Source organism: Bacteroidales bacterium, assembly GCA_016709865.1.
Lineage (GTDB): Bacteria > Bacteroidota > Bacteroidia > Bacteroidales > VadinHA17 > LD21.
In genome coordinates, this window is sequence record JADJLX010000005.1 from 1,805,224 (window position 1) to 1,831,692 (window position 26,469).

General features: G+C 39.4%; 28 protein-coding genes. 13 read left to right on the forward strand and 15 right to left on the reverse strand.

Annotated features, from left to right (window positions below):
* Positions 1-11: 11 nt before the first annotated feature.
* A complete protein-coding gene (locus IPJ16_15900) occupies positions 12-680 on the reverse strand; it encodes a corrinoid protein (protein ID MBK7628653.1) in 669 nt (222 codons plus the stop codon).
* A 233-nt stretch (positions 681-913) separates the two neighbouring features.
* Here IPJ16_15900 and IPJ16_15905 point away from each other — a divergent pair, with 233 nt between their 5' ends.
* Genes IPJ16_15905 through IPJ16_15915 form a run of 3 tightly spaced genes read left to right on the forward strand, consistent with a single transcriptional unit; the run spans position 914 to position 3,139 of the window.
* On the forward strand, positions 914-1,300 hold the full coding sequence (locus IPJ16_15905) for a TM2 domain-containing protein (GenBank protein ID MBK7628654.1): 387 nt from the start codon (positions 914-916) through the stop codon (positions 1,298-1,300).
* Complete coding sequence (locus IPJ16_15910; protein ID MBK7628655.1) at positions 1,269-1,610, forward strand: DUF2752 domain-containing protein; 342 nt, start codon at positions 1,269-1,271, stop codon at positions 1,608-1,610. The genes IPJ16_15905 and IPJ16_15910 overlap by 32 nt, the downstream gene beginning before the upstream one ends.
* 2 nt (positions 1,611-1,612) lie before the next feature.
* Positions 1,613-3,139, forward strand: a complete 1,527-nt coding sequence (locus IPJ16_15915; GenBank protein MBK7628656.1) for a PD40 domain-containing protein — start codon at positions 1,613-1,615, stop codon at positions 3,137-3,139.
* Here the strand turns inward: IPJ16_15915 and IPJ16_15920 are convergent, their stop codons facing one another.
* Positions 3,140-4,036, reverse strand: coding sequence for a sugar phosphate isomerase/epimerase (locus tag IPJ16_15920; GenBank protein MBK7628657.1), 897 nt, complete (start codon positions 4,034-4,036; stop codon positions 3,140-3,142).
* A gap of 119 nt (positions 4,037-4,155) precedes the next feature.
* Positions 4,156-5,436 carry a Gfo/Idh/MocA family oxidoreductase gene (locus IPJ16_15925; GenBank protein MBK7628658.1) on the reverse strand — a complete coding sequence of 427 codons (1,281 nt, stop codon included), beginning with the start codon at positions 5,434-5,436 and terminating at the stop codon, positions 4,156-4,158.
* Positions 5,437-5,668: 232 nt separating this feature from the next.
* Between IPJ16_15925 and IPJ16_15930 the strand changes: the two genes are divergently transcribed.
* The 4 genes from IPJ16_15930 to IPJ16_15945 all read left to right on the forward strand — a co-directional run bounded on the left by IPJ16_15930 (position 5,669) and on the right by IPJ16_15945 (position 8,778).
* A complete protein-coding gene (locus tag IPJ16_15930) occupies positions 5,669-6,379 on the forward strand; it encodes a 1-acyl-sn-glycerol-3-phosphate acyltransferase (protein ID MBK7628659.1) in 711 nt (236 codons plus the stop codon).
* Positions 6,380-6,513: 134 nt separating this feature from the next.
* The gene (locus IPJ16_15935; protein ID MBK7628660.1) at positions 6,514-7,440 is read left to right on the forward strand and encodes a diacylglycerol kinase family lipid kinase; all 927 of its coding nucleotides are present in this window, start codon (positions 6,514-6,516) and stop codon (positions 7,438-7,440) included.
* On the forward strand, positions 7,415-8,098 hold the full coding sequence (locus tag IPJ16_15940; GenBank protein ID MBK7628661.1) for an HAD-IB family hydrolase: 684 nt from the start codon (positions 7,415-7,417) through the stop codon (positions 8,096-8,098). The genes IPJ16_15935 and IPJ16_15940 overlap by 26 nt, the downstream gene beginning before the upstream one ends.
* 20 nt (positions 8,099-8,118) lie before the next feature.
* Complete coding sequence (locus IPJ16_15945) at positions 8,119-8,778, forward strand: lysoplasmalogenase (GenBank protein MBK7628662.1); 660 nt, start codon at positions 8,119-8,121, stop codon at positions 8,776-8,778.
* Positions 8,779-8,793: 15 nt separating this feature from the next.
* Here the strand turns inward: IPJ16_15945 and IPJ16_15950 are convergent, their stop codons facing one another.
* The 9 genes from IPJ16_15950 to IPJ16_15990 all read right to left on the reverse strand — a co-directional run bounded on the left by IPJ16_15950 (position 8,794) and on the right by IPJ16_15990 (position 16,169).
* Positions 8,794-9,954: a DUF2961 domain-containing protein gene (locus IPJ16_15950; GenBank protein MBK7628663.1), complete on the reverse strand. Its 1,161-nt coding sequence runs from the start codon at positions 9,952-9,954 to the stop codon at positions 8,794-8,796.
* Between the two features lie 69 nt (positions 9,955-10,023).
* Positions 10,024-10,893 carry a hypothetical protein gene (locus tag IPJ16_15955; GenBank protein ID MBK7628664.1) on the reverse strand — a complete coding sequence of 290 codons (870 nt, stop codon included), beginning with the start codon at positions 10,891-10,893 and terminating at the stop codon, positions 10,024-10,026.
* Positions 10,832-11,710, reverse strand: a complete 879-nt coding sequence (locus tag IPJ16_15960) for a hypothetical protein (protein ID MBK7628665.1) — start codon at positions 11,708-11,710, stop codon at positions 10,832-10,834. The genes IPJ16_15955 and IPJ16_15960 overlap by 62 nt, the downstream gene beginning before the upstream one ends.
* A complete protein-coding gene (gene yidD, locus IPJ16_15965) occupies positions 11,694-12,173 on the reverse strand; it encodes a membrane protein insertion efficiency factor YidD (protein MBK7628666.1) in 480 nt (159 codons plus the stop codon). The genes IPJ16_15960 and yidD overlap by 17 nt, the downstream gene beginning before the upstream one ends.
* Positions 12,154-12,855 carry a hypothetical protein gene (locus IPJ16_15970; protein MBK7628667.1) on the reverse strand — a complete coding sequence of 234 codons (702 nt, stop codon included), beginning with the start codon at positions 12,853-12,855 and terminating at the stop codon, positions 12,154-12,156. Before IPJ16_15970 ends, yidD begins: the two co-directional genes overlap by 20 nt.
* 102 nt (positions 12,856-12,957) lie before the next feature.
* Positions 12,958-13,368, reverse strand: a complete 411-nt coding sequence (locus IPJ16_15975) for a TM2 domain-containing protein (protein ID MBK7628668.1) — start codon at positions 13,366-13,368, stop codon at positions 12,958-12,960.
* A gap of 7 nt (positions 13,369-13,375) precedes the next feature.
* On the reverse strand, positions 13,376-14,092 hold the full coding sequence (locus tag IPJ16_15980; GenBank protein MBK7628669.1) for a hypothetical protein: 717 nt from the start codon (positions 14,090-14,092) through the stop codon (positions 13,376-13,378).
* A gap of 142 nt (positions 14,093-14,234) precedes the next feature.
* On the reverse strand, positions 14,235-14,702 hold the full coding sequence (locus IPJ16_15985) for a hypothetical protein (GenBank protein MBK7628670.1): 468 nt from the start codon (positions 14,700-14,702) through the stop codon (positions 14,235-14,237).
* Positions 14,703-14,801: 99 nt separating this feature from the next.
* Positions 14,802-16,169: an efflux RND transporter periplasmic adaptor subunit gene (locus IPJ16_15990; protein ID MBK7628671.1), complete on the reverse strand. Its 1,368-nt coding sequence runs from the start codon at positions 16,167-16,169 to the stop codon at positions 14,802-14,804.
* A gap of 234 nt (positions 16,170-16,403) precedes the next feature.
* On the opposite strand from IPJ16_15990, the gene IPJ16_15995 reads away from it, so the two are divergent.
* Positions 16,404-18,068, forward strand: coding sequence for a hypothetical protein (locus IPJ16_15995; protein ID MBK7628672.1), 1,665 nt, complete (start codon positions 16,404-16,406; stop codon positions 18,066-18,068).
* Positions 18,068-19,549, forward strand: a complete 1,482-nt coding sequence (locus tag IPJ16_16000) for a hypothetical protein (protein MBK7628673.1) — start codon at positions 18,068-18,070, stop codon at positions 19,547-19,549. Before IPJ16_15995 ends, IPJ16_16000 begins: the two co-directional genes overlap by 1 nt.
* 2 nt (positions 19,550-19,551) lie before the next feature.
* Here the strand turns inward: IPJ16_16000 and IPJ16_16005 are convergent, their stop codons facing one another.
* Positions 19,552-20,652 carry a metallophosphoesterase gene (locus tag IPJ16_16005; protein ID MBK7628674.1) on the reverse strand — a complete coding sequence of 367 codons (1,101 nt, stop codon included), beginning with the start codon at positions 20,650-20,652 and terminating at the stop codon, positions 19,552-19,554.
* 229 nt (positions 20,653-20,881) lie between these two features.
* On the opposite strand from IPJ16_16005, the gene IPJ16_16010 reads away from it, so the two are divergent.
* From IPJ16_16010 to fabF, 4 genes are all read left to right on the forward strand, one after another.
* On the forward strand, positions 20,882-21,916 hold the full coding sequence (locus tag IPJ16_16010; protein ID MBK7628675.1) for a hypothetical protein: 1,035 nt from the start codon (positions 20,882-20,884) through the stop codon (positions 21,914-21,916).
* 20 nt (positions 21,917-21,936) lie between these two features.
* On the forward strand, positions 21,937-22,368 hold the full coding sequence (locus tag IPJ16_16015; protein ID MBK7628676.1) for an SRPBCC family protein: 432 nt from the start codon (positions 21,937-21,939) through the stop codon (positions 22,366-22,368).
* Positions 22,369-22,377: 9 nt separating this feature from the next.
* Complete coding sequence (locus tag IPJ16_16020) at positions 22,378-22,824, forward strand: VOC family protein (protein MBK7628677.1); 447 nt, start codon at positions 22,378-22,380, stop codon at positions 22,822-22,824.
* A 119-nt stretch (positions 22,825-22,943) separates the two neighbouring features.
* Positions 22,944-24,179 (forward strand): beta-ketoacyl-ACP synthase II, encoded by a 1,236-nt coding sequence (gene fabF, locus IPJ16_16025; protein ID MBK7628678.1) that lies wholly within the window; start codon positions 22,944-22,946, stop codon positions 24,177-24,179.
* On the opposite strand, the gene IPJ16_16030 is transcribed toward fabF, so the two are convergent.
* Both IPJ16_16030 and IPJ16_16035 read right to left on the reverse strand, forming a co-directional pair.
* Positions 24,168-25,574, reverse strand: a complete 1,407-nt coding sequence (locus tag IPJ16_16030; protein ID MBK7628679.1) for a glycoside hydrolase family 28 protein — start codon at positions 25,572-25,574, stop codon at positions 24,168-24,170. The two genes, fabF and IPJ16_16030, sit on opposite strands and share 12 nt — an antisense overlap.
* 55 nt (positions 25,575-25,629) lie before the next feature.
* Positions 25,630-26,469 (reverse strand): MBL fold metallo-hydrolase, encoded by an 840-nt coding sequence (locus tag IPJ16_16035; protein MBK7628680.1) that lies wholly within the window; start codon positions 26,467-26,469, stop codon positions 25,630-25,632.

The window sequence follows — 26,469 nt, forward strand, 5'->3', positions numbered from 1 at the left end:
AATTAAACATGTTATGACACTAATTGCTTCAGGTAATTAACAGCACCCTGTGGATCGGGGGAATAAAAGTCAGCCCCGATTTTTTGACAATATTCCATTGTTACAGGAGCACCTCCTACAAGAATTTTTGAGTCAGAATGCTTCTCCTTTATTGCGGCGACTATTTTTTTCATATTCTCCATTGTGGTTGTAAGAAGCGCAGATAATCCTACTACAGCCCCCGGATGTTCGTCAAGAGCCTTCAGAAATTTCTCGGTTCCTACATCTACTCCCAGATCTATAACTTCCCATCCGCCACCCTCTATCATCATCGCAACCAGATTTTTACCTATATCATGAAGATCACCTGAAACGGTACCGACTATAAACTTACCCTTTCGTTTTGTTTCTCCTGACTGAAAAAAGGGTTTCAGATGTACCAGGGCGCTGTTCATTGCTTTGGCAGCCATAAGCATCTGCGGCACATAAATCTCCTTACGTGTAAACTTCTCCCCGACCTTTTCCATAGCCGGCACTAATGCATTTTCGAGTATCTCACCAGGGCTTACTCCTTCATCCAATGCCCTTCTGGTCAACTCATCAGCTCCATCCTGATCCTTCATATTAGGAGGATAAGGAGAAACTTTATTTATCTTCCCGAACTCAACGCAAAGCGAAATTTTATTAAGTATCTCATTCATAGTTCTTCATTTAATCAGAATCGTGGTATAAAAATTTAATCTGGTCTGACAATTCTGATACCAAAATAGTCGAATTTCTTCTTTTTACATCAAAAATCAGAGAATATATTAACGATTATATCTGATTGCAGCAGATTTTTATTGTATCTTTAATCAGCCTAAAATAGTGGAGACCAGCAGCCACATAAAACCTGGCAGCACTAAAACTAAATGAGTACTTAAAAACCAGAACTATGTATTGCAGAAACTGTGGAAACGAAGTTTCCGAAAAAGCCGTTATGTGTGTATCTTGTGGAACACCACCTAAAGCAGGTGACAGATATTGTCACAACTGCAAAGCTGAAACAAATGCCAGCTCAACAATCTGCATGAAATGCGGAGTCAGTCTCAAAGGAGAAAATCCCCAGAACGGTGAGGGAAAAGATTGGCTGACTACACTTTTGTTATGCTTTTTCCTTGGATTCATTGGCGTACACAGGTTCTACACAGGCCATACAGCAATCGGGGTAGTTCAGATATTAACTCTTGGAGGTTGTGGTATCTGGACACTTGTAGATTTCATTATTATTATTGTCGGTAACTTCAAAGATGCAAAAGGAAATCTTCTGGTTAAGAGATAGAAGTTTTTCCGGGATTCTTTTTACTACCGGAATCTTAATGGTTCCGGTGGTTTTATATTTTATACCTCTTGACTGGATAAAGGATCAGCATACGATCTGCCTGTATAAGAATATTACCGGTAATGAATGTATAGGTTGCGGAATGACAAGAGCTATTCTTTCTGTGATTCATTTTCAGTTCGAAAATGCTTTCTACTACAATAAACTGGTGGTTGTTGTTTTTCCATTACTTGTATATATTTGGTTAAAGAGTTTATTAATGCGTTTCAAAAAATATTCATCCGATTTTAAGACTTTAAAACCTGCTTAAATATGAAATCATCACTGATCCTTGTATTAAGTCTAATACTGATTTCAGTATCAGCACAGAATAATCCTGCCGGAGTCTTTCAGAACAGCAGTGATATCGGCAATCCGAAAATCGCCGGCTCTGCATTGTATAATAATGCTGAACAGGCCTATACACTGAAAGGTGCCGGATACAATATCTGGTTTGAGAGAGATGAATTTCATTATCTGTACAATAAGATTAAAGGTGATTTTATCATGACAGCAAATTTTGAATTTGTTGGCAAGGGCAAAGAACTTCACAGGAAAACAGGCTTTATGATCAGGGAATCTGCTGATGAAAAGGCAATGCATGCTACTGCTACACTACATGGTGACGGATTGACTGCTCTGCAGTGGAGAGCATCAAGTGGGGCAGCAATGAGAGACCCTCAGGATGAGATATTTGCAAAAGACTCAGCATATAATGTTATTCAGATTGAACGCACAGGAAAGCTGATTACAATGAGAGCTGCTCATTATGGTAAACCATTTGATATAATTGGTTCTCACGAAATGGAGAATCTTCCGGAAGAAGTGCTGGCAGGTCCGTTTATCTGCTCTCATAATCCAGATGTATCCGAAGAAGTGAAAATATGGAACCTGAGAATAGACAAACCTGTTCCGGATGGTTACACATCAGCAAAATTCGGTCCGGTAGGATGCAGAATGGAAACAGTTAATGTATTCGACGGGAAAAGAAAAGTAATATGGGAAAAAGACGGAACATTTGAGGCACCCAACTGGATGCCCGACGGCAAGAAACTTCTTTTCAACATGGGAGGTTCCATTTACAAGATTCCTGTTGAGGGTGGTGAATTGGAGAAACTTAACACCGGCAAAGTAGTCAGAAACAATAATGACCATGGAATATCCTTCAACGGCAAGTTACTTGCAATAAGCAGTTCAGGAGAAGGGACAGTTGGGACAGGCTCTGCTGTTTGGGTTGTTCCGATCACTGGAGGAGAGCCAACTCTGATAACCCCGGAGACACCTTCATACTGGCATGGATGGGCACCTAATAATAAAGAAGTCGTTTATGTTGCTCAGCGTAACGGGAAAAGAATCTATAACATTTACCGGAACTCGATAAAAGGTGGAAAAGAGGTTCAGTTAACCGATATCAAGGAGGGTGAACATGTTGACGGATGTGAATATTCGCCTGATGGAAAATACATCTATTATAACGGCCAGCATACCGGGACGATGCAGATCTGGCGTATAAAACCCGACGGATCAGGAAGGGAGCAGCTTACATTCGATAAGTACAACAACTGGTTTCCTCATATATCTCCTGATGGAAAATGGATAGCTATTATCTCATTCCCTCCCGACATTGAGCCGAACAGTCATCCTGCTAATAAACGGGTAATGCTCAGACTGATGCCTGTTACAGGCGGCGAACCAAAGGTAATAGCTTACCTGTACGGAGGACAGGGTACCATTAACGTACCATCGTGGTCTCCTGACAGTAAGCAGATTTCCTTTGTAAGCAATTCAGGGATAAAATAATCAGCTTGCCTGAATCTTAATCAGACGGTCGCAGAGGTCTTTCAATCCTTCGGGAGTACCACCTCCCGGCTGCTCTATTGTTGTCCAGCCTCCATAACCAATATTATCGAGGGCTTTCATAACATTTGCCCAGTTAACATCGCCTTCAAGCAGGTTCACCTTGAATCCTGCTGATTTGCCTTGCGTGTCGGCAATCTTCCGGCTGAATTCCTTAATGTGAACCTTCGCTATTCGTCTGTTAAGGATTTTTATCCATTGCTCAGGCCACCCATATATAAGAATATTACCGCAATCGAAGTAGAACCCGACGAATGTTGTTTTAAACTGATCAACAAATGATGCAGCTTCCATCGGGCTGATGAGGAAGTTGTTCCATACATTCTCAAGTGCAATTTTCACCTTAAGATCTATTGCCATCGGAACTACTTTTTTAATCTCCTCTGCTGATCGTGTCCAGCATTCATCATATGTAACTGTTTCACTAACCCGGCCGGGAACAAGTAATACTGTATCAGCACCATATGCTGCAGCATCCTCGAGGGATAACTTAAGCGAAGCCAGTCCCTGCTCCCTGATTGCAGGATCGGGATCAGAAAGCGTGAACTTCCAGTGGTTTGTTCCACAGACACTTGGGATAGTGAGTCCTGTAGCGTCGCGGGCTTTCAGGACCTCAGCCCTGTTGAGATGACTCATAACCTCAACACCGTCAAATCCGGCAGCTTTTGCAGCCTGGAACTTTTCCATTATTGTTTGTCCAAAGCCAATGCTTCCCCACATTATTCCTTTTTTCAGAGTCCGTTCAGCAGGAGAAAAGGATTTTGAGAATAGCGGTAATGAAGAAGCTGAAAGCATAGCCGAAGCCAGCATTGTATTTTTGGTAAATTGTCGTCTATTCATAGTTCAGTTTATTTATGGTGAATCGTGAATTTCGGATTTCGGATTTTCGATTTCGGATTTCATTGCTAAATTCAGCTCGTTTTCAATCCGCAATCCGCAATCCGAAATCCGCAATATTTTTAGGCTTTAGGTTCTGCTCCGATTACAGGTATTGTTTCAGGAATTCCGGGAACGGGGCCAAACGCATAGGTCTTTGGACCAAGATACATGTCGGAGTTCATAACTTCTTCCCAGGTAACATCTTTTCCTGTATATGCCGACATACGTCCCATGATAGTTATGAGTGTTGAATTTATCTGTGCCTCAGCATCACTCAGGTATTCTCCTCTTCGGATGGCAGTAACCAGATTGATATGTTCCTGAACATAAGGATCTGTAACCTTCCATGTTGGATCTGTCGAACCTTCTTCGGGTGTCGGATACTTCCATATCTCCTCCCCTTTGAGGTTATAAATCTGACCTTTTGCATTTGCAAACCCCTCTGTTCCTGTAATTAGCTGTTTTGTCAGGTTGCTGCAACCAGTAATCTGACGTGCAGCACAATGTGTGTGCATGCCGTTTTCATACAGATATTCAACACTGAAAAAATCGTACTGATCGCCTGTGATCCTTCGCTGACGTCCGCCCCAGCCCATTGCTTTTACAGGGTTTTTACCTATATACCAGTTCATTACATCAACTTCATGAATAAACTGTTCAACTATATGATCGCCCGAAAGCCAGCAGAAATTTGCCCAGTTGCGAAGCATATATTCCATATCAGACATTCCAGGTTGTCTCTTGATGACCCACAATGACCCTCCGTTGCGGATTATATGTGCACTTACAATCTCCCCTATTGCGCCGTTCTGTACTCTTCTCCATGTTTCCATGAAATCTTTCTGAACACGCCTGATTGTGCCGCTAACAATACAAAGTCCCTGCTGTTTGGCTCTCTCCGAGGAGACCATAACAGAACGGGCACCTACTGGGTCAACAGCACACGGTTTCTCCATAAATATATGTTTACCAGCTTTTACTGCAGCCTCTACATGCTGCGGCCGGAAGTGAGGAGGTGTGCATAACAAAACAATATCTACTCCTGAATCAATAACTTTTTCATAATTATCAAATCCGAGGAAGCACTTCTCGTCAGGGATCTCTACGTTTTTCTGAGTTTTTAGTTCAGCCCTGCATTTATCAAGACGGTCCTGGAAGACATCGCCCAAAGCAACTATTTCGAGGTTTGGACCGGCATCGAGAAAGTTAATTGCGGCACCTGTACCACGTCCGCCACATCCAATAAGTCCTGCTTTCAATACTTTCCCGTCGGGAGCGCTGGTAAGCAGCTCAGGCAGTTTGATCTCCTCTTTTTTAGTACCTCCATCGGTACATGAAGATAGTAATTGAGATGCTCCTATCGTCCCCAGAGTTGCTAATGCAGATGTAGAGATGAATTTACGGCGGCTGAATTCTTCATTTGTTTTCATAAGGGTATCAGTTTGGTGTTGTTATGAAAAAGATCAGGTTTATGGTTAGTTATAAAATTATGAAAAAGAGTTGAATTAAGGCTTATAATGCTATAAATCACTCTACTTATTTTTATGATAAAAAAAATAGTTATTTTCATCCGGCAATTATTAATCACATTCAATGCGTTCAAAATTCTACGCAGTTATTTCAATACTATTATTTGGAGTACTTTATTGCTACACGGCAATCGGGGTATTTATAATCTTGGTCTTTGCCTTTCTAAGAATGAAAAGGCCAATCAGGGTGCTTTCACAGTTTTGGGCCAAATCGGTCTTTATAATTATAGGGAAAAAACTGCATGTACAGGGCAGGGAGAATATCAATAAAGTCCAACGCTACATACTTGTTGCGAATCATGCAAGCCTGTTTGACATCGTGGCAATTATGTCGATCTATTCAGGAATATCCTGGTTTGGTCATGAACGGCTGTTAAAAGTGCCTCTGTTCGGTATGATACTCAGAATGACTGATTATGTTCCTTTTAAAGAGCCAACAGTCAGGAATACAAAGGAAATGCTCGAACAGCTTGTCCTGAAATCGAGGGAACATACAGTAGCAATATTTCCAGAAGGCACCAGGACTCTGGATGGAAAGATAAACGATTTCTATAAGGGATTTATATATCTGTTCCGTACGTCGGATATCGGAATATTACCTGTTACTTTAAATGGTTTTTACAAACTCAAGCCTAAGAACAGGGCATCGATAGATTTTGATTCCAGGCTGGAAGTAATTATACATGAGCCTATAAAAAGAGAAGATTTAATAGAAAAGACAGATATTGAAATTATCGAAGCAGTAAAATCGATAATTGAATCAGCTTATAAATAGAAAATATTATCAGACTAATATTGAAAATATTTAACCACAAAGGACACTAAGTGCACACAAAGAACACAAAGGAAGAATCAACTAATTAAGCTCTTCGTGCCCTTTTTGGTTAAATGATTTATATTTAAACAAAAATGGAAATAAAAAACAAAAGGTGGGCTTTCATCATCAATCCGATAGCAGGTAATGGTTTTGCTAAAACCCTTATACCCTTGCTGGAAGAGATGATAAAGAAGCATAATATTGATGCCGAATTAATGATCACCGAGAGAAGCGGACATGCCACTGAATTGTCAGAGCAATGCCTGAAAAAAGGATTCGGGCATATAATAGGCGTAGGCGGTGACGGAACATTTAATGAAATTGCCCGGCCGCTAATTAATCAGAAAGATGTGATAACCGGACTTATTCCTGCAGGCACAGGCAATGACTTTATACAGATCCCCGGATTCCACAACCGTTTTGATGAGAAAGAATGGGATATCTTCTTCAAAGCCAATGTTATTGCAATGGATGCAGGATTGTGTAACGACATGATTTTCCTTAACGGGATGGGGCTTGGTTTTGATGCCCAGGTTGCTGCCGAGAATTACACTGAACCCGGTAAGGTCAAATTGGGAGGAAAACATAAGTACATATGGCATATAATAAAAACCCTTCTCTTTTTCAGAGAAAAAAGGATGATAGTAATAACAAATGAGGGAAAACATGAGACTGACTGTTTTATTAATACCATTGCGATTGGAAGAAGGTTTGCCGGGAGTTTTTTCCTGACACCAAAAGCAGTTGCCAATGATGGATTATTGGATGTATGCATGATTAAGAAACTCTCTTTGCTCCAGCGATTCAGCATTCTGCTAAAAGTTCCTGAAGGAAAGCATGTTACCGATCCCAAAGTAAATTACTACCAGACTCCCGGAATAAACCTGGAATTCCCCGGAAAGGTGCCATTCCATGTAGATGGCGAGCTGAATTTTGCTACATCTTTTAATGTAAAAATTATACCTTCAGCGCTGAATCTAATTTATAACCCAGATGGAAACCACTTCTTCAAATGTTAGCCATTCGGGCATAAAATATATTGCATTTTTCGATCTCGATCGCACAATAATAAGTGAAAACAGCGGGAAGATCCTAATCCAGCAGGCATACAGGAATGGGCTCATATCCAAACGTTATGTTCTATGGGGCACATACCTCTCCCTGTTATACAAGTTAAAGCTTAAAGATCCTGTTATCATTATCAAAACTATTACCAGATGGCTTAAGGGAACAAAGGAATCTGAATTAAAGGAACTCGCTGCAGAGATTTTCAATTCCCGGCTTAAAAAATCAATTCGTCCTCTGATAGAGGAAAAAATCAGGCTTCATAAAAAGAACGGAGCAAGAGTTGTTATTCTATCTTCGTCTGTATTCCCGGTATGCAGCGCTGTAGCTGAGTATCTAAACATGGATGATGTAATCTGCACACAACTCGAAACTGAAAATGGAATTTTCACCGGCAGACCAGATGGTTCATTCTGTTTCAATGAAGCGAAAGTTGAACGTCTTACCAGTTACTGTGAAATAAATAACACAAGCCTAAAAACCTCCTGGTATTACGGCGATTCCACTGCTGATCTTCCTGCTCTGGGCATTGTTGGTAATCCAGTTTGTGTAGATCCTGATAAGAAACTTCGCAGAAAAGCTATTGTGAACGGGTGGGAAATAATATCATGACCCCGAAAATCAAGAGACCTATGAAACCAAAGACAATTACTTTTATTTATTTCTTTATAGGGACTGTTTACACTTTGACAGACAATCTTCTGCCATTCTGGTTGGGAGTAGGGCTGAAAGGTATGATAATCCCAACTCTTATAATTTATTATTTAATCAGCGTCAGGAAAGATATTAAAATCCCGGTTCTTGCAGCCTTGTTACTTTCATGGGCAGGCGATGTTGCAATAGATTTCTCTTTTATCCCCGGACTTGCCTTTTTTCTATTAAGCCAGATCATGTATATTGTGGCATTTAGCAGGATCCCGGGAAAAAGTGTTGTCTTCTTCAGAAAGATTTACCTTCTTCTTCCACTTCTCTTATTCGGATCTTCACTAGTTGCAATTCTATATAAAAACCTTGACGGAATGAAGGTTCCGGTAATATTATATGCTGCGGTAATATTGTCGATGGTAGCAGCCGCAATAAACCGTATGGACAGAGTTAACAAAATCAGCTATATAGCAGTCTTATGCGGAGCAATCCTCTTTGTATTGTCCGATTCTCTTATTTCAATCAATAAGTTCTATGCTCAATTCACATACTCCGGAATTGCAATTATGTCAACCTACATTCTTGCCCAGTACCTAATTATATCTGGTATTGTGAAACAAGACAACTTAGGGTCTAAGCAACCGTAGTATTTGAACGCCAGACTAGTTTACCTCGAGCCTCTGCCATTCAGGCATTTTAGGAAATTTTGCATGGGGCTCTGCCTGGTACCAGAAACATGTTGATGCAATATCAGATTGCTGTTTCAGGTATCTACCTCCCTGGTGCCAGCCCAGATCCTGGATTGTGATTTTAAGATCTGTTTCAAACCTTACCGGATCCATAATATGCCAGCGGTATAATCCGAATCTTTGCTGCGATTTGTATGTTCCATCTGGCCTGATCACCTGAGGCAGCCCGGCATATGGAGTACAGAATTCGGTATACTTTCCTTCACGGTCGAAATTATATGAGCCGCAGAAATAATCTTCTGTTCCTGTTCCGCAAATTGTTGGAAACTTAGTATCACCATCCATATAAAATTTAATTTCACCTTCTCCCCACCATCCGTTATTATTAACACCCCATGCGAGGTAAACACCTACATACTGCCCTTTTCCTTTTATCCCGTCATTAATAGTATAGACAGATGATTCATTTGGGTTTGAACGGCGGAACTGGGCATGAAAATATCCTGCATCAGACGGTACCTCAGTCAGAGTATAGTCAACCTGATAATAGAGTGTCATGGCATCAGCATCGTTGACATTCTCCATAGTTATCCTGCATTTTTTCCTGAATGGCATTACCCAGTAAGAGTTAAATGCACTTCCTGGATTTACACAAATGGCTGCTGATACCAGCGGCGAGTACTCATTCCATCCCATGCCGAAGAAATCTCCTACAGGACACTCAACAGAAGGTTCTGTTTCATCATCCCAGTAGATCCTCAGAATCGAAAAACGCCATTTGCCTGTGGGTGTCATCCAGATGTGCTGAATAGCTCCCGGGCCGGTTATATCTGCCATTGTAAAGGTCTCTCCGGGTTTAATCCTTACAAACGGATTTACCTTCCATCCCTGACCCAGGTCTCGTGCGGCATTGAATGCATTTGCTGTGTTAGGCTTATCCTTATCAGCAGGATCAGCCATTCCTGCTTGGCCCTTTTCTCCTGAGAAATTCTCAGGACTTATAGAACGTGTTTTGGCATCTGACAGCCTGTAAAGGTTTCCCATATTCATATCTAGTCCGTTAAAACGGGACTGGGAACTTGCAAGATACGGCACCAGTACTGCGATTAAGATCAACAAAAGAGTTCTTTTCATATCATAATGTGTTTGGTGAGTTAGTTAACATCTGTATTTAATTAATAAAATTAAGAAATTACTGGAAATTTATAACCTGGTCAAGATTGAAGAAATCCGCAGATTAAAGTCATCCATACTTTTCTGATTTCTTCTTTCTGCAATTATCCCGGCTCTGCGAATTCCTCCGTTGTAGGTCTTGTTTAATAATCCCAATCCAACAAAATACCCGGTAAAATAATAATGAGTATAAAATTCATATGCTGCAAATCCGAGTATTGATGCATTCATCAGAAAATTAAATGATCCCTCGCCGACTGCTCCTGAATAAACCTGTCCTGAACCGGGAATGAATCTTGAAAGGTTTTCTGCTTTAGAAGGCTTTTTGAATTTAGGGAGTTTATTATCAATGTAAATCTCATCAATTTCTTCTGCTAATTTTTTCTTTTCCGGTTCTGTGATATCAGAATTAACTATCAGGTAATCTAACAGATTGTGAGCATCTTCCCATTTCCGTATTGAATTCAGGCATAAAACATTAAGAGGTAAAATGTTTAGAATTTCGGAAGTATCCCGGTTACTAAGCCTGAGTTCATCAAGAAGCCAGATTGCCTTTTCGGGATCGCCGATAAGATAATTGCACAAGGCTCCTTCATAGCGTATTAATAACATAAGAGAATCAGGCAGGTTAAACAGGTTTATGCCGTTGAGTTCATCAAGAGCTTTTGATACTTCATCAGCCTTTCTGTAGCACAATGATTTGTAGTATTTACAGGTGGCAATTTTGCTATTGTCGGTTTCATAAAAGAGGGCTCTTTCAAATTCAATAGAAGCAACAAAGTACTTACCCTCATTATAATATCGGAGAGCGTCCCTGAAATAGTCTGATGCATCTAACCTACCGGTCGAAACTATTCCTGATAGGAATATGCAGATTAAAAAGTATCGAGTTCTTAACATTGTCGTTATATTCTGTTTCAATAATGTTAACTGTCATTACAGCTCCATAAATATTGGCTGCATATGAGAATGCAAAGGCAGTACCAAAAGCAATTGTTCTGAAACTCTTCAGTCCCTTCTTCCTTATTGATTCTGCTGTTACAAGTCCAAGCCCGGTTGTGGAAATAAAAGTCGTAATTGCCTCACCTCTCTTCCCGGCATAGAACTTGCCTGACCCCGGTATTATTCCTGACAATAATCCGGCAACAAATGGTGACTTTCTTTTATGGCTCTTTAGATTTTCAGATATTTTATAAAGATTATCAAACGATTCAGAGATCTCGTACTGACTTCTGTTTACCAGGCCTGCTGATTCATCATACTTTATATAATTACCCTGGAGAAGGAAGAGTCCTGCCAATTCAAAGTTTCTGAGAGAAAGTTCCCTGGTTTGAGTAATCTGAATATCTGATAATGTCTTAAACGCCAGGTCATAATTGCCGGCATGCAAATAGTTGTATCCGGCAAAAAAATGTGATTTCAGGTAGAATTCAGATGAAGGGTCAACTTTAATGAGGTTTTCTGATGATCTCAATAATTGCTTCAATGAATAAAGGCTCCAGCCTCTGAGATAAAAAACAGTATCATTCGACTGATTAAGGGAGCAATCTGTTGAATCGAGCAAAAATATTGCTTCCTTATAGTATCCCCTGTTTACGAGATGATTAATGAACTGCAGGTCGCAGCCGGCAGAATTCTGGGATAAGCTTATTGCCTCAAATGAAATAAACCAGCTTAACAGAGCATATTTAATCAGTGAATTATTTTTGATCATCATGATCATTTGACTTTCTGATATGTCTGGAAACAGGATCTGGATACTTATTGGAGACCGGATCCAGGGTCTGATTTTTCAGATCATGTGCTGCAATCCTGTTGCACCTGCTTAGACGGTCCATCGTAAGAAGAGTACCTCGTATCAGTCCGGTTTCTCTGATTGCCTCTTTGCTAAAATCTGAACAGCTGGGGAAGAAAAGACAATCTGCTGAAATGTGTTTTGAAAGAACATTCTGGTAGAAGTATAAAGTGCCTCCAAACACCCACCCTATCGGATTCAGTTTCTTTATTAAGGGTTCATCCTTATAGATATATGATCTTCTTGATTTCTCCGGTTTTGAAAACAATAAACTAACCCTTACTACGTCTATATCGGAAATAAACAAACTATCCTGTCCATATATAAATCCTGAAAATGAAATAAGGAATACGATCAGAATAACTTTAGTTACCGATTTTTGCATTTTCCGGAATTTTAAAATTAAAATAATTGTTCTCCGGAAAGTCCTTTGTACGAACATTTGAGAAAACAGATAGTCTTATCGTCGAGTCTTTTTTATCATCGAAGGTTATCTCCGTAACGCGGAGAGGAATTCTAAAGGACTGATAATCTGTGTATCTACTGTAAAATATCTTTTTAAGTATATTCCCATCCGGGCCACGATACTCGGCATATATAGGAAGAATATCTTTAAAGACTATTTTAATCATATTAATAACTTTAAGAGACGCAGGTGCCTGCCAGTAAGTAACCACCATACCTTCTTCCCTTGCAGTATTTGCCAGTTTAAATCCTTCTTTTGATAGCCCCAGATCGGATAGCTTATTATTAATGAAGTAATACAATAATTCATTTGTTGTTGATAATGACTGATTTTGCTCAATTGTAACTTTATTGGTTTCAGGAAAATAAATTTTCATCTCCCCTAACCTGTTTGACATCTTCACAAACTCTACAGGGTAGTAATGATGCGTTACAATTGCATCCTTTTCTTTGTTATAGAAAATATCACATCTGAAAACACTTTTGGTACCCTTTGTAAGCACCTGTGTTTCCTGACTCACACTTACACAATCCTTATATTGTGAGAATAGAAAACAACCAGGAAATAGTGTTAAGACAATAACAGTGAATATCTTATTCATAGTCAGCAAGCCAGCATTCTTAAATACGGATAAGAACTAAGTATCATAAATACCAGATACTTAATTCTTATCCTCTATTGATAAATATTCGTTATTCCTGAATTACCACATGAAGAACTTTGGATTATCAACATATTTCGAAATATCTTCAATATTGATAATAATTACAACAAAATCAATAAGGGGCATAACGCCGAAGAATCCACCGCAGGTAAGAATATACCCTATTCCTGTGAACACTTCAGTTCCAAGGTAAAAACGATGAACTCCCAGTCCACCTAAAAAGAAATCAAGAAGTAAAGCTACAGGTGCACTTTTGTCACTGGAGGCAAAGGAAGCTGCTGAGAGTCCCCCGGATGTCAGGTCATTAAAAAGGACACCAGTACTTTCAGGAGCCTGTGTCAACATCTGGTCGATCAGGTTATCATCGGCAGTATAACCTGAAGCATTCACTGCTGTACCGCAAATTGCAGTAAATGCAATGAGTAATGAGAGGAAAAGAATCTTTTTCATAAGCATTTCATTTGTTGGTTAATAATTGAGAGAAAATTAAATTCCTTGGATATTGTGCATTCAGTTCAGTTATGTAGGCTAATGCCTTTGACTTGTTATTTTCAATGTCAAGATAATACTTCATAAGAAAATACTTACCTATTGCGCGGTTGGAATATGAACCATTGCTAATTATGGATTCAATATCCCCGATTAATCGGTTATTAATATCATGTCCTGAAAACAAACAACTAACTGAATAGCTGTTTTGAACAAGTTCCAACAATGATTTATAAAGCACAAACAGCTCTTTTTCTTCGGTGCATGAAGATATAAGTATTTCCTTTTCTGCGCTACCGACCTGTCTGTGGACTTTAAGAAATAACCCGGGAATCATATACACTTTGTTTGTGCAGGCATAGTATCTCATTCTGTACGTTGAAGAAATGATGAGAGATAATTCAGATGGGTTATATTTTTCAAACCTGTCAAGTGTTTTCAGAAACTCTGAGAAACGGTCTTTATCCTGTCGCTCCATAGCCATCCACCATTTTACTTCAAGATTAAGAGTCTGGTATTTTAAAGGTTCATTTTCACTTAACAACAATAACTTCTCATTTGCTTTTAGAAAATCAAAATTATATATGTTGTCTATAATTGAAGTGGTATCAGCAGATGAGGAATGCAGTATGAAATTAACAGGAAATGAGAGTATTGCCAGTATCAGATACTTCCTAATTTTCATACCAGTTGTTACAATAATAAGGTTATAAAACAAAGTATGTTATAAATATACTAAATTACGATTCAATGTCGCAAAAGACACATAAAAAAAATAAGGGCGCCGAAGCACCCTTATTTCCTTTTAAATATTTATATGTCCTGGCTTAGAAAATATATCTGATAGATAAGGCACCACCATCAGCCCAGAATCCTGAATATCCAACAAGGTTAATAGCTGGTTTCCAGTCGAGTCCGATATTGATCGGAGCCTCACTGAAACTATATTCAATGCCGAGGATTCCATCAATACCAATTACAGTATAGGATGTACCAAGCGTACCCCATGAACTGTTTCCATCCCAAAAACCGATATGTGCCCCAGCACCATAATACCATTTAAGGCGATCTACATCAAAAGCAGTATTATGAATTTCATAGAGACCTGTTATCTCAAAACCGCCCCATCTGGTTGTTAAAAGTCCTTCAACAGCAGCTTTATCTCCAAGAAAATGTTTGATTGTTAATCCCTGTGAAAATCCGCCTCTGAGACCAACACCTGTTTTATATTCCTGTGCAGATGCAAGTGAAACAATACTGAATGCCAATACCAATGTCAAAATAGTTTTTCTCATGTCTTTTCAATTTTTAATGATTTGATGCGCAAATTTAATTAATAATCTTTCTAAATGAAATCTCATTAGTCCATCAAATCATTAAACAAACAAAAGCACTTAAGGGTTCACTACCTTTCTGTATCTGGCATTCTCATTTTTCCTTGCCTGGTTACGTTCCCTTATTATAGGAATAAGTTCTTCCCCAACAAGTTTAAAATTCTCCGCATCTTCCGGCGCTATAACGTATAATGAACGTCCCGGCTCAACTCCCTTCTCAATTATAACATTCTTTTCATTCGATTCTCCCAGCACGACTATATGCTTTGTTCTATTCTTCTCATAAACAAATGGCAGACTGTCTGCTCCTGCCATTACACATTCTGTAGGAACAGAGATCACATTATCAAATGTTTTGATAATTATCTTATTGTCAGTTGTCATTGTTGGTCTGAGATCGGGATCCGAGCCATCAAGTTTAATAAGCACTTCAAACATTTTTGCATCGGAGTTCGGAAGAACCTCTCCGATATTTGCAATTGTAGTTACGGTTCCGGTATATGATTTTTTTGGAAATGCGTCTACCCTAACATCGACTTTCTGGCCAGGTTTGATTTTGCTGACCTCAATCTCATTTACATAGACTTTTGAAATCATAGCGGTAAGATCGGGAAGTGTGGCAATCACACGGTCAAACGGATTTACCTGTGAACCTGCTTTTCTTTTTGACCCGTTTCTCTCTTTCTTGTAAATTACCATTCCGTCGGTAGGAGCAGTGATCGTGAATTGAGAAAGATATTCCTCAAGATCTTGAACGAGTCTTTCCTGCCTGCTGAGTCGAATTTTCTGGTAATTGAGTTCAGAGGCTGTCTGTGCGACGCGTAAATCATATCCTCTGATTTTTTGGTGAAGATTTCTCTGAGCTTTATCAAGAGCTATCTCTGCCTGACGAATAGTGGCAGGAGGTTCATATTTTGACTGTGCCAGAGTAATAGTGGCCTCTTCCACAACATATCGTTGATTCTTTATGTCATCCCTAAGATTGGTAAGAACAACTGCAGTATCAAGAATCTTCATATCAACATTATTCTGGTATGTTTTCAGAAGGTCCTGTGCATCCTTCAAAGTATTGGAATAACTCGACCTGTCTAGCTGAGCAATGAAATCGCCCTTCTTAACAACTGTCCCTTCAGGAACAATGTCCTGGATCTTTAATTCCATCATACGCATATCCATACCGCCACCCTGTCTTTGTCCTCCATGATCACCCCCACCTTGCTGATTACCGCCTTGCCCGATAGATGGACCAAAAATATCAACAGATTTCTCTGCAAGAAGCTCTCCTGAGTTAGAAACTGATATTTCAAAAGGGCCCTCAAATACCTCTGCATATACAACAACATCACCTTTTTTAGTGGTCATCATGTTAAAAGCAACAAGTGCTGCCACCGCAAGCAAAACCCCACCGATAATTAAAAAACGTTTCATAATATGATTATATATTTTTAATAGATTCTTTAAAACTAGACTTCGAAATTATTTAAAAAACTGATCAACAGGTCCCTAAACTTAAACATTTAACAACTATTAACATCAGCAGGCAGATATAAGCACACCAATGCAGTTAATAGACAATCATATCTGTAGTTTTATTCCTTTAACAGGAAATATTTATAACTTTAAATTGTCAAAACAAAATAATAAACAAATTATCAGGTTTTAATGTTAGACTTGATCAGTGCAGATTTGAACATGAATAATTATCAAAAATATATTGAAAATTTCAGTCTGATAATCCTGATAATGGTGATCCTCTCCGCTTGTGTCAAAGAAGAGTTTGATCCCGCAAAATTTGATGCCTCCCTGAACCTCAAACCAGGACTGGCAGTGCCCGTCGGTTACTCGCATTTGGAAATAGAAAAATACCTCACCGACTCGGCATACAGCGATCAGCTTCACATTGCCAATGATGGGTTCCTTAGCCTGTACTACTCAACCAGTGTTGTTTCAGGAACAATGCGCGATCTTCTCTCCTTCACGCCAATAAGTGTTAATAATACACTAATAAATACTACAGGCTCGGCAATTAATCTCATAATTCCGGGAGCCTCTCTCGACATTACTGATACAGTATCAGTGCCTATAACACTTGTTCAGACTACAGCCCGCCTCGACAGTATTCATCTGTTGACAGGGAACCTTACCGTTGACATTAATTCAGCAAACATCTCCGGGACAGTCACTTACCTTTTGCCAGGACTTCAGCTTAATGGCCAGCCATACACAATAACCCGAAATTTCTCCAATCCCGATTTTACAATAAACCTTGCAGGTTATTCGATTATTCCCGGACATGATTCCGGAGGCAACAATATTCTGAAATGCATTCTTTCAATTCATCTTCAGAATCCCTCAGGTCCTGTTAATGCAGGCTCCTCAATATTAAGCACTCAGGTAGATATGACAGGTTTAAGTTATGAGACTATTTATGGCGACTTCAGCGGATATAGTATTAGTCTTCCCGCTTTTAACTTTGCAACTGACTTTTTCAGCAAGATCGACGGCGGACAATTTGAATTTTATGATCCGAAACTTAAACTCCTCTTTTCAAACTCAGTCGGAGTTCCTTTATCATTGTCTTTCAGCAGGTTTGAGGCTGTAGACCGAAACAATAACCACATTTCATTAACAGGCACAGGTGTCCCTTCACTAACCAATCCGAGAACAATCGGATACCCTTTGCTTAGCCAGGCAGGACAGACAATAAACGATAGTATCGTAATTGACCGGACAAATTCAAATCTGCCGGTGCTTCTTGCCTCAAATCCCGATTCAATAAGTATGTCAGCCTCAGCAGGAATAATGCCTGCTGCAGGGAACAGCACAACATTTATCAATCACGATTCAAACTATGAGGTGACTGCTGCAGTTGAATTGCCCCTCTGGGGAAAAGGTGAGTTTCTTGTTTTGTTCGATACCATGTCATTCGATTATTTAAGCACGACTCTTCCGGCTCCTGAAGAACTGGAGAGAGTGATTGTACGGTTAAATATTACCAATTCATTTCCGGTTGCCATGAGTTCTCAGATCTACCTGCTTGATCAGAACCACATGCTGCTTGACAGCCTGTTCACTCAGGAGATAAAAATTGAAGGAGCATCGGATACCAATAACGACGGAATTGCCGACCCCCACCAGCAGGATATGATAGATGTTGATTTGCCAAGGTCTAAAATAGATGTCCTTAACAATACCTACTTCATTGTTACAAGAGGCAGAATAACGACAACGGATTTCCCGGTAAAAGATGTCAAATTCTATCTTTCATACTATATGGATTATAATATAGGTCTTATCGCCCAGTTAAAAATCAATACCGGGAAGTGATGAAAAGACTGAAAATAGTATATAAAATCCTGGTTACATTCATTATTCTTATACAGATAACGTTCAGCACAAAAGCACAGGACAATACTCTTTATATGATGCCGGGGATCCCGCAGGCGAATCAACTAAATCCTGCCTATATGCATCCCTGCCGTATTTACATTGGACTGCCGGTAATATCCGCGCTGAAAGTAAATGTGAGAAACACCGGATTTGGTTTTCATGATGCCATTCATACAGGAACCGGTGCCCAATCGGGTACTTATTATCTCGATCTGGAAAACCTTGACAGGAAGCTTAAGAGGATGAACTATTTCCGTACCGACCTCGACATCGATCTGTTAGGATTCGGTTTTAACCTGAAGGACTGGTATTTCACTTTTGGAATTAGAAATCATACTGAATTAAGGGTTGCTTACAGTGATGATGTTGCTTCATTGAAAGATGGGAACTGGGACGTTGCAGGAAACACAGCAATACCTGTTAAACTAAGTGGTACGGGTGCAGATCTTACTGTATGGAATTCAATTGGATTCAGTGCTGCCAGGGAATTATTTGACGGACTGAAGGTTGGTGCCAGAATTAAGTATCTGCAGGGGATGGCAAACATAAACACAAAGCAGGCGCGACTTGAACTAAATACCACAAACAATCCTATATCTCTTGAGGCAATAATGAACTACAGGCTTAATGCTTCATTTCCTGTTAATCTGGGATATGATGCCAACGGTTTGGTAAACAGGGTGGATTTTGATAATGCTCTCGATAATATCGTTGGTGATTATATATTTAATGGTAACCGGGGAATATCAATCGACGGAGGTATTGTTTATGATCTGGATGAGTCAACGCAACTTACTGCTAGTTTTACAGATCTGGGGTTTATCAGGTGGAAGAAAAATGTTAATAATTTTAAAGCAAGCGGGACCTATACTTTCAACGGCATTGATCTTGATCAGTATCAGGCCAATCCCGGCCAGAAACATCTGCTTGAGGCTTTACAGGATACTCTTCTGCAAGCATTCACAGCAGCCGGAACTACTCAAAAATATTTTACTGCCACCTCTTTAAAGATTTATGGAGGAGTTACCAGGGTTCTCCTTCCAAAGCTGAAGGCAGGCGCAATGACCAGAATTGAAATCTATGATTTACGATTGAGACCATCACTTACATTGTCAATGAATTATACACCAATTCCTTCTGTGGGAACAGCGCTTACCTACACTATAATGAATAATAAAATCAATCAGGTGGGTGCAGGAGTGGCATTCGGAAACAAAGGAGCACAGTTTTATCTCATAACCGATAATATTCCGGTTAGGTTTACAAGAGAAACCGGATCAGGACTAATGTGGCCATATAATGCACGCATGCTTAGCCTCAGGTTAGGATTTAATCTGCTATTCGGATGTAATGAGAAGGAGGTTAAGAAAAGTCCCCGGAAACCCGGGAAGAACGAACTTTGTCCTGCTTACTGGTAATCTCAGAGTTTTATTCTTTTTCCGGAAGCCAACCCGGCATAAAAAATTCCGTCCTTATAGATCAGCATCTGTCCGGGCTCATTGTCTGTTGAGATACCCGCGTCTATTCCGAATATCTTATTCTTAAAAATCGGGTTAATTCCCTCACAATGAGTATGTCCTACAACTATATGACCTGTCCCGTAAAATGAAAGTATCGAATCAAGCTGATTCTCGCTGAAATCTTGTTCTCTGAAGTACCCTCTATACCAGATCGGACCATTATCGTCATTTAGAAAAATAAGTTTTTCATATTCTGCATCCGACTGAATTTCCTTACCTGCAAGCATATCAGAAAATCCCCTGTTTATCTGTTCAATCTTAAGCTTTCTGTCTACCATTTCAATTGATATGCCGGCATGAACAAATAGAATATCATTTATAGTTATCACTATTGGTTTTGAACGTAACCATTTTCCAAGTACCGAATTTGCAGCAAAGAGATCTGAATATTTCACCTGTAATAATTCTTCAACTTTCCTGTACTTATCATTCAGGTAAGTCTCATCTTTGCCAAAAATCATCAATTCATGATTCCCGAGGATGACATGAACCATACCACCTGCCTCCAGAGCCTGTTTCTCGAGACCAAAAAGATGCCAGAGAATCTGAGTAACCTTGTCTCCCCTGTCGAAGGCATCGCCGAGAACAACCAGATGACCTTTCCCGTATTTCCAGTTAAGGTTTTCGTCAATTATTCCTGAAGCCTTGAGAAGGTTAATATATTTGTCGTATTCTCCATGTATATCTGAAATTGCACTCAGACTGTCAACTGAGGTATAAACCTGAGCATAATCCGGTTTTGAAGGTGAAGATTCCTTTAAATCAATATAGTCAAATGAAAGATTGAATTTTTTCTTAAACTCAGAATAATTTTCGGCAGTTAAAACATCAGATTTGATCCGGCCTTTATCAATCCAGCGTGCTTTGATTTTATTGTTTTCCCTGAAAATATACGGACCGGCAGAAAGTGTATCTGTATAATACTCTGCATCCAGTACTATTGCTGAAGAACTAAAACTTAAGAAGATACCAATAATTAGAAAAAAAGTATTTCTATACATAGGCTTTCTATAATATCATAGTAACACAAAGAATTGTAAATTGTTTTAAAATTTTATCAAAACTTTAACAATAATAAATATTTTGTTAATTCATCCCGGCAAAAGTGATAAAAACAACTAACATAATAACAGATCTGCCTTTTCCATTTAGTCGAACAAAAAAATAATAATATTTGTTTCTTATTTTTAAATAGCATAATATCTGATTGCCAGAATATATTGAAAAACCATGAAAAAAGCACTATTTATAACTTTACTATTTTTTACAACACACTCATTGTCAGCAAGTGAACCAGACACATTGTTCCGATCTGACAAAGTTCTCAGGATGGAATTAAGGGCTGACTTTACAGCAATACAAAATGACAGAGGAGAAACACCGGCATATCATAATGCAGAATTATCATACAAAGATGCTAAACGTAAAATAGTGACTCTTCCACTAAGAATTATGGTAAGAGGAAATTTCCGTCGTAATCCTGATAACTGTAACTTTCCTCCCTTGTATTTTAATTTCAAAAAAAGTGATGTACATAATACGCTCTTTGAGGATCAGGACAAAATAAAACTTGTTACTCCCTGTAAGTCTGATGAATATGTTATTGAGGAGTATGTTATCTATAAAATGTACAACAGGGTCACTGACCTCAGCCTGCATGTGAGGCTTGTAAAGATAGAATATTATGATACCGGACTTAAAAAAACTCTCTTTGAGAAATACAGTTTCTTTATTGAAGATAAAGATCATGCAGCCAAAAGGAATAATGCTGTTGTAAAGGATAATTTCTTAACCCCGTTTGATCTTGAGAGGGAAAATTTTAAAAGAATGGCAATGTTTCAGTTTCTGATCGGGAATAAAGACTGGTTTGTTTCCTCAAGAAAGAACATAATAATTTTCCAGCCAAAAGATACTACTCTGGCACCTTATGCTGTACCATATGACTTTGATTTTTCAGCTTTCGTAAACGCCGATTATACAAAGCCCAGAGACAGAGTTGACATATTCCCCGAAAGCAGAAGGACGTATAAAGGATTATGCTATTCAGATGCTGAGTATAAAGATGTATTTGACTATTATCGTGAACTGCGAACCGATTTTTATTATATAATCAGAAAGCATGGATATATCTCTGCAGAAATAAACAATCAGATAATTGATTATATAAATCAGTTTTATAACGGTATCAAAGACAAGGAGTATGTAACGAGGGAGTTTATTGATAAATGTGAAACAAAAAAAATGTATAATATCCCTGAGATATAATAATTTAGGAAGTAAAGAGTATGAAAAAACAAGATAGGATAAAGATAGTAATCTCTGCGACTGTAAAATCGCCGGTTGCCAGAGTATGGGATCTCTGGACAAAACCCTTTCATATTATGCACTGGAATGCTGCCTCTGCCGACTGGCATACAACTTATGCTGAAACTGATTTAAGAAAAGGAGGTAAGTTCCTGTCCAGAATGGAAGCAAAAGATGGATCATTTGGCTTTGATTTCTCAGGCAAATTCACCAAAATTGAGCTGAATAAGTGTATTGAGTACACTTTAGATGACGAAAGAGTTGTTGAAGTATTGTTCATCCCGGAAGGTAAAAATACTATTATCAAAGAAACCTTCGAAGCGGAACAGGAAAATTCTGCTGAACTGCAAAAGACCGGATGGCAGGCAATACTTGATAATTTTAAAAAATATGTAGAAACCACCATAAATTAATATACTACCATGGCACAAGTTAGTACATATCTGAATTTTGAACGGAATACTGAAGAAGCATTCAACTTTTACAAATCAGTATTCGGAGGTGAGTTTGACGGAGGAATTAACAGGTTTAAAGATATTCCACCATCTGAAAATATGCCACCTCTGCCGGAGGCTGACAAAAATCTGGTTATGCATGTTGCATTACCAATTGTTGGCGGACACAGATTAATGGGAACTGATGCTCCCGAATCGATGGGGTTCAAAGTTAACCCGGGAAACAATGTTTATATCATGCTTCAAATCGACACGCGGTCTGAAACGAAACGTCTTTTTGATGCTCTTTCAAAGGGAGGTATAATTGAACAGGAGCTGCAGGAAATGTTCTGGGGCGATTACTACGGAAGCTGTAAGGACAAATTCGGCATACAATGGATGTTTGCCTGTTCTGAGAGTGTAACTAAGAAATAAAGGGCATCAGGCAACAGGCCCCTGACTTCCGTCTCCCGTCTTCGGTCTTCCGACTTATTTATAGCTGTCACGGTGTCAGGATTAAATGACTTCATTATATTTACCAAAAATGAAGTCAAATGCATAAAAACAGATCAGTCGTTGTCACCGGGATAGGTGTATTTACATCAATTGGATGTAACCGTGATGAATTCTGGAATTCTCTCATTACAGGTAAATCAGGCATTAAAACAATACAATCCTTCAATCCTGATGGTCATAAAAGCAGGATTGCTTCTGAGGTTTTGTCTTATAATCCTGAGAATTACTTTGACCGTAAAGAATCACGTAAAATGGCCAGAGTATCACAAATGGCTTCAAGTGCGGCAATTGAGGCAGTTAAGGATGCAGGGCTCGATCTGAATAATGAAGACAGAAGCAGAATCGGTTGTGTAATAGGTTCTGCAGCAGGCGATCCTATTCATCTTGAGGATCAGCATGAACGGTTTCTGAAGATGGGACCAGGATCGGTCAATCCTCTTACTGTACCAAGAGTTATCTCTAACATGCCGGTCTGCAATGCTGCAATGGTACTTGGAATTCACGGACCAAGTCTGGGAATTGCAGCTGCCTGCACAACAGGAACCCATTCTATTGGTGTTGCCCTTGGATTACTCAGGGGCGGTATGGCTGATGTGATACTTGCCGGCGGAGCTGAATCAACAATCACCCCCTATGTTCTTGATGGGTACGCCAGTATGGGTGTGCTTTCAACAAACAACGATATTCCCGAAAAGGCGAGCCGCCCTTTCGATCTGAACCGCGAGGGATTTGTTATTGGCGAAGGAGCTTGCGTTCTTGTGCTGGAAACTCTGGAACATGCTGAAAAGAGAGGGGCTAAACCACTTGCATTATTGAGCGGATTCGGCATGACATCTGATGCATATGGGATAGCAGCACCTGAACCAAATGGATTGTGGGCAGCCGAGGCAATGCTTATTGCTGTGAGAGATGCAGGCCTTAATCCTGATGACATCGGATATATTAATGCACACGGGACTTCGACAAAAATGAATGACAAGACGGAGACGCTGGCGATTAAAAAGGCTTTTGGAAACCTGAACATCCCCGTAAGTTCAAGTAAATCTATGATAGGTCATCTGCTTGGTGCTGCAGGTGCTGTGGAAGCAGCAGCAACAGTACTGGCTGTTCATCATGACATTTTGCCTCCAACAATAAATTATGAAACCAAAGACCCGGAATGCGATATAGATGTTGTACCTAACAAGGCCAGAAATGCGAAAATTGAAGCAGCAGTTTCCAACTCATTCGGCTTTGGAGGACAAAACGGGGTGCTTGTATTCTCAAAGGCCTGACAATTCTACCAGCTTCCCGTTAATAGAGGTTTCCTGAAATCTGAGTCCCTCTACCCTGCCTTTAATCCGGTTGTCATCTTTTACACCGGTCCACACGCAATTTAACAGATTGATATTGGATATATTAGTCAGATCCTCATAACCGGTTATATTAACACCGTAGCGACTTTTTTTACATGTAACATTGTCGAGATAGACATTTCTCACATATGGAGGAAAATCTCTTTTGCATTTTTCGTTCGGCTCATAGACAAGATCTATAAGCAACACAGCTTCATTGCACTGTCCCACATTTACATTTCTGACAAACACATTTTCGATTACACCTCCGCGGCAATTGTTGGTTTTGATTCTTATCACCCTGTCAAGAGTGGGACTATCCATTTCACAATTTTCGACAAAGAGATTCCTGTAACCGCCGGATATTTCGCTGCCGATTACAACACCGCCATGACCATTCTGCATGCGGCAGTTGCGGACTATTATGTTTTCACTGGGAGTATTCCATTTGCGGCCATCATTATTTCGGCCCGATTTTATTGCAATACAGTCATCACCCGTATTGAAAAAACAGCCTTCGATAAGAACATTTTTGCACGATTCAGGGTCACAGCCATCTCCATTTGGTGCGCCTTCTGTTGTTATTGTTACACCTTTCACAGTAACGTTTTCGCACATCAAAGGATGGATTGTCCAGAAGGCAGGGCGAATAAGGTTGAGGTCCTGAATCAGAATGTTTTTACATTTATAAAGGTTTATAAGTTGTGGTCTGAGATTATCAGCCGGTCCCATTATCCGTTTTTCTACCGGAGTGCTGCTTTCGCTCCATTCCATTAACAATGGCCTGCCTCTGAGCTCTTTCCCGGCGACCGCTGTGAGTCGTGGCATCCCCCACCAGTTGTCTCTTGAGGAACCACCATCGATTGTTCCTTTGCCGGTAATTGCTATGTTTTCCTGACCATAAGCATAAATCATTGGTGATGTGTTATAGCAGTCCATCCCTTCCCAGCGCGTAAGGACAATCGGGTACTGGGTTACATCAGAGGTAAACAATAAAACGGCCCCCTCAGATATTTGAAGATTCACATTGCTTTTTAATACAACAGGGCCGGTATGCCAGGTCCCTTTCGGAATTACCACCATCCCCCCACCCTTGCTGCTGCAGAGGTCAATAGTTGAATTGATTATTTTTGTATTCAGGAAATCCGGTTTATCAGCTACAGCCCCATATTCTGTTATGTTGTACGTAACAGCTTTAAATGTGGGTGCAACAATCTGCTTAAGGATCTGCGGATAGAGTTTCTTCCAGGCAGTTTTGTTGTTATACTCACTGTTTGCGAAACTGGTTAATCCCATTATTGCCAATGCAAATGCTAATATTTTAAGACTTTTCATCGCTTCCGGTTTTTGAGTCGGTTTAAATCATAATATTAGCAATTATTTCTATTCATTACACTTCAATCACATCTCCTGTGTTAATAGTTTTAATCCTCCTTCCCATCCATTCTTTAATTTGAAGGAAGTTTGTTTCTCCGGTACAATGCCCGGTATAAAACACCGGATCAGTTTCACCCAGAGCGGCAGTCAATTCAACTATATAATCCTCATTCTCATTCCTTCTATTTATAGGATTATATATATGGAAACCGCCAAAAGTGGCCTTTATTTTCATAGTTTTAGAAAAGAGCTTCACCTCTTCTATGATATTGATAATCCCGGAATGCGAACATCCGGAGAATAATACCGCTTCATCATTTTCAATCAGCAGCATCGCAATTTCATGGTTGAATTTATCAGGAACAAAACCGTTTTTCGTCTTTTCAAATAATGCATTGTTTGCTGCAGGCTGAGGAAAAACTTCAGTAAAACCTTCAATGAGAATAATTTTATCTTCGATTTGTGTGTCTTCATCAATGAAATATACCCTGCTGTTTTGAGCAATCAACTTCTGATCGAGACCCACATAATATGGTATGAATCCAAAAATTCTGGCATAATATTTTTTTGCAGCATTTATGTGCAAAAACACTCTTGCCTTTTTATTAATCTTCTGAAAGTGCTTCAGTCCGCCTCCATGATCAAAATGACCGTGAGAGATAATCAGATAATCCACCTGAGTCAGATCGATACCCATTTTCTGTGCATTATGAATGAACATATCCGACTGGCCTGTATCAAATAAAATTTTTCGCTTATCAAATTCTATAAAGAGACTTAATCCATTTTCCGGCTTCAGATTCAGGGTATTTGATTTACTAACAGAATTCTCTGCAAGTACTGTAATTTTCAT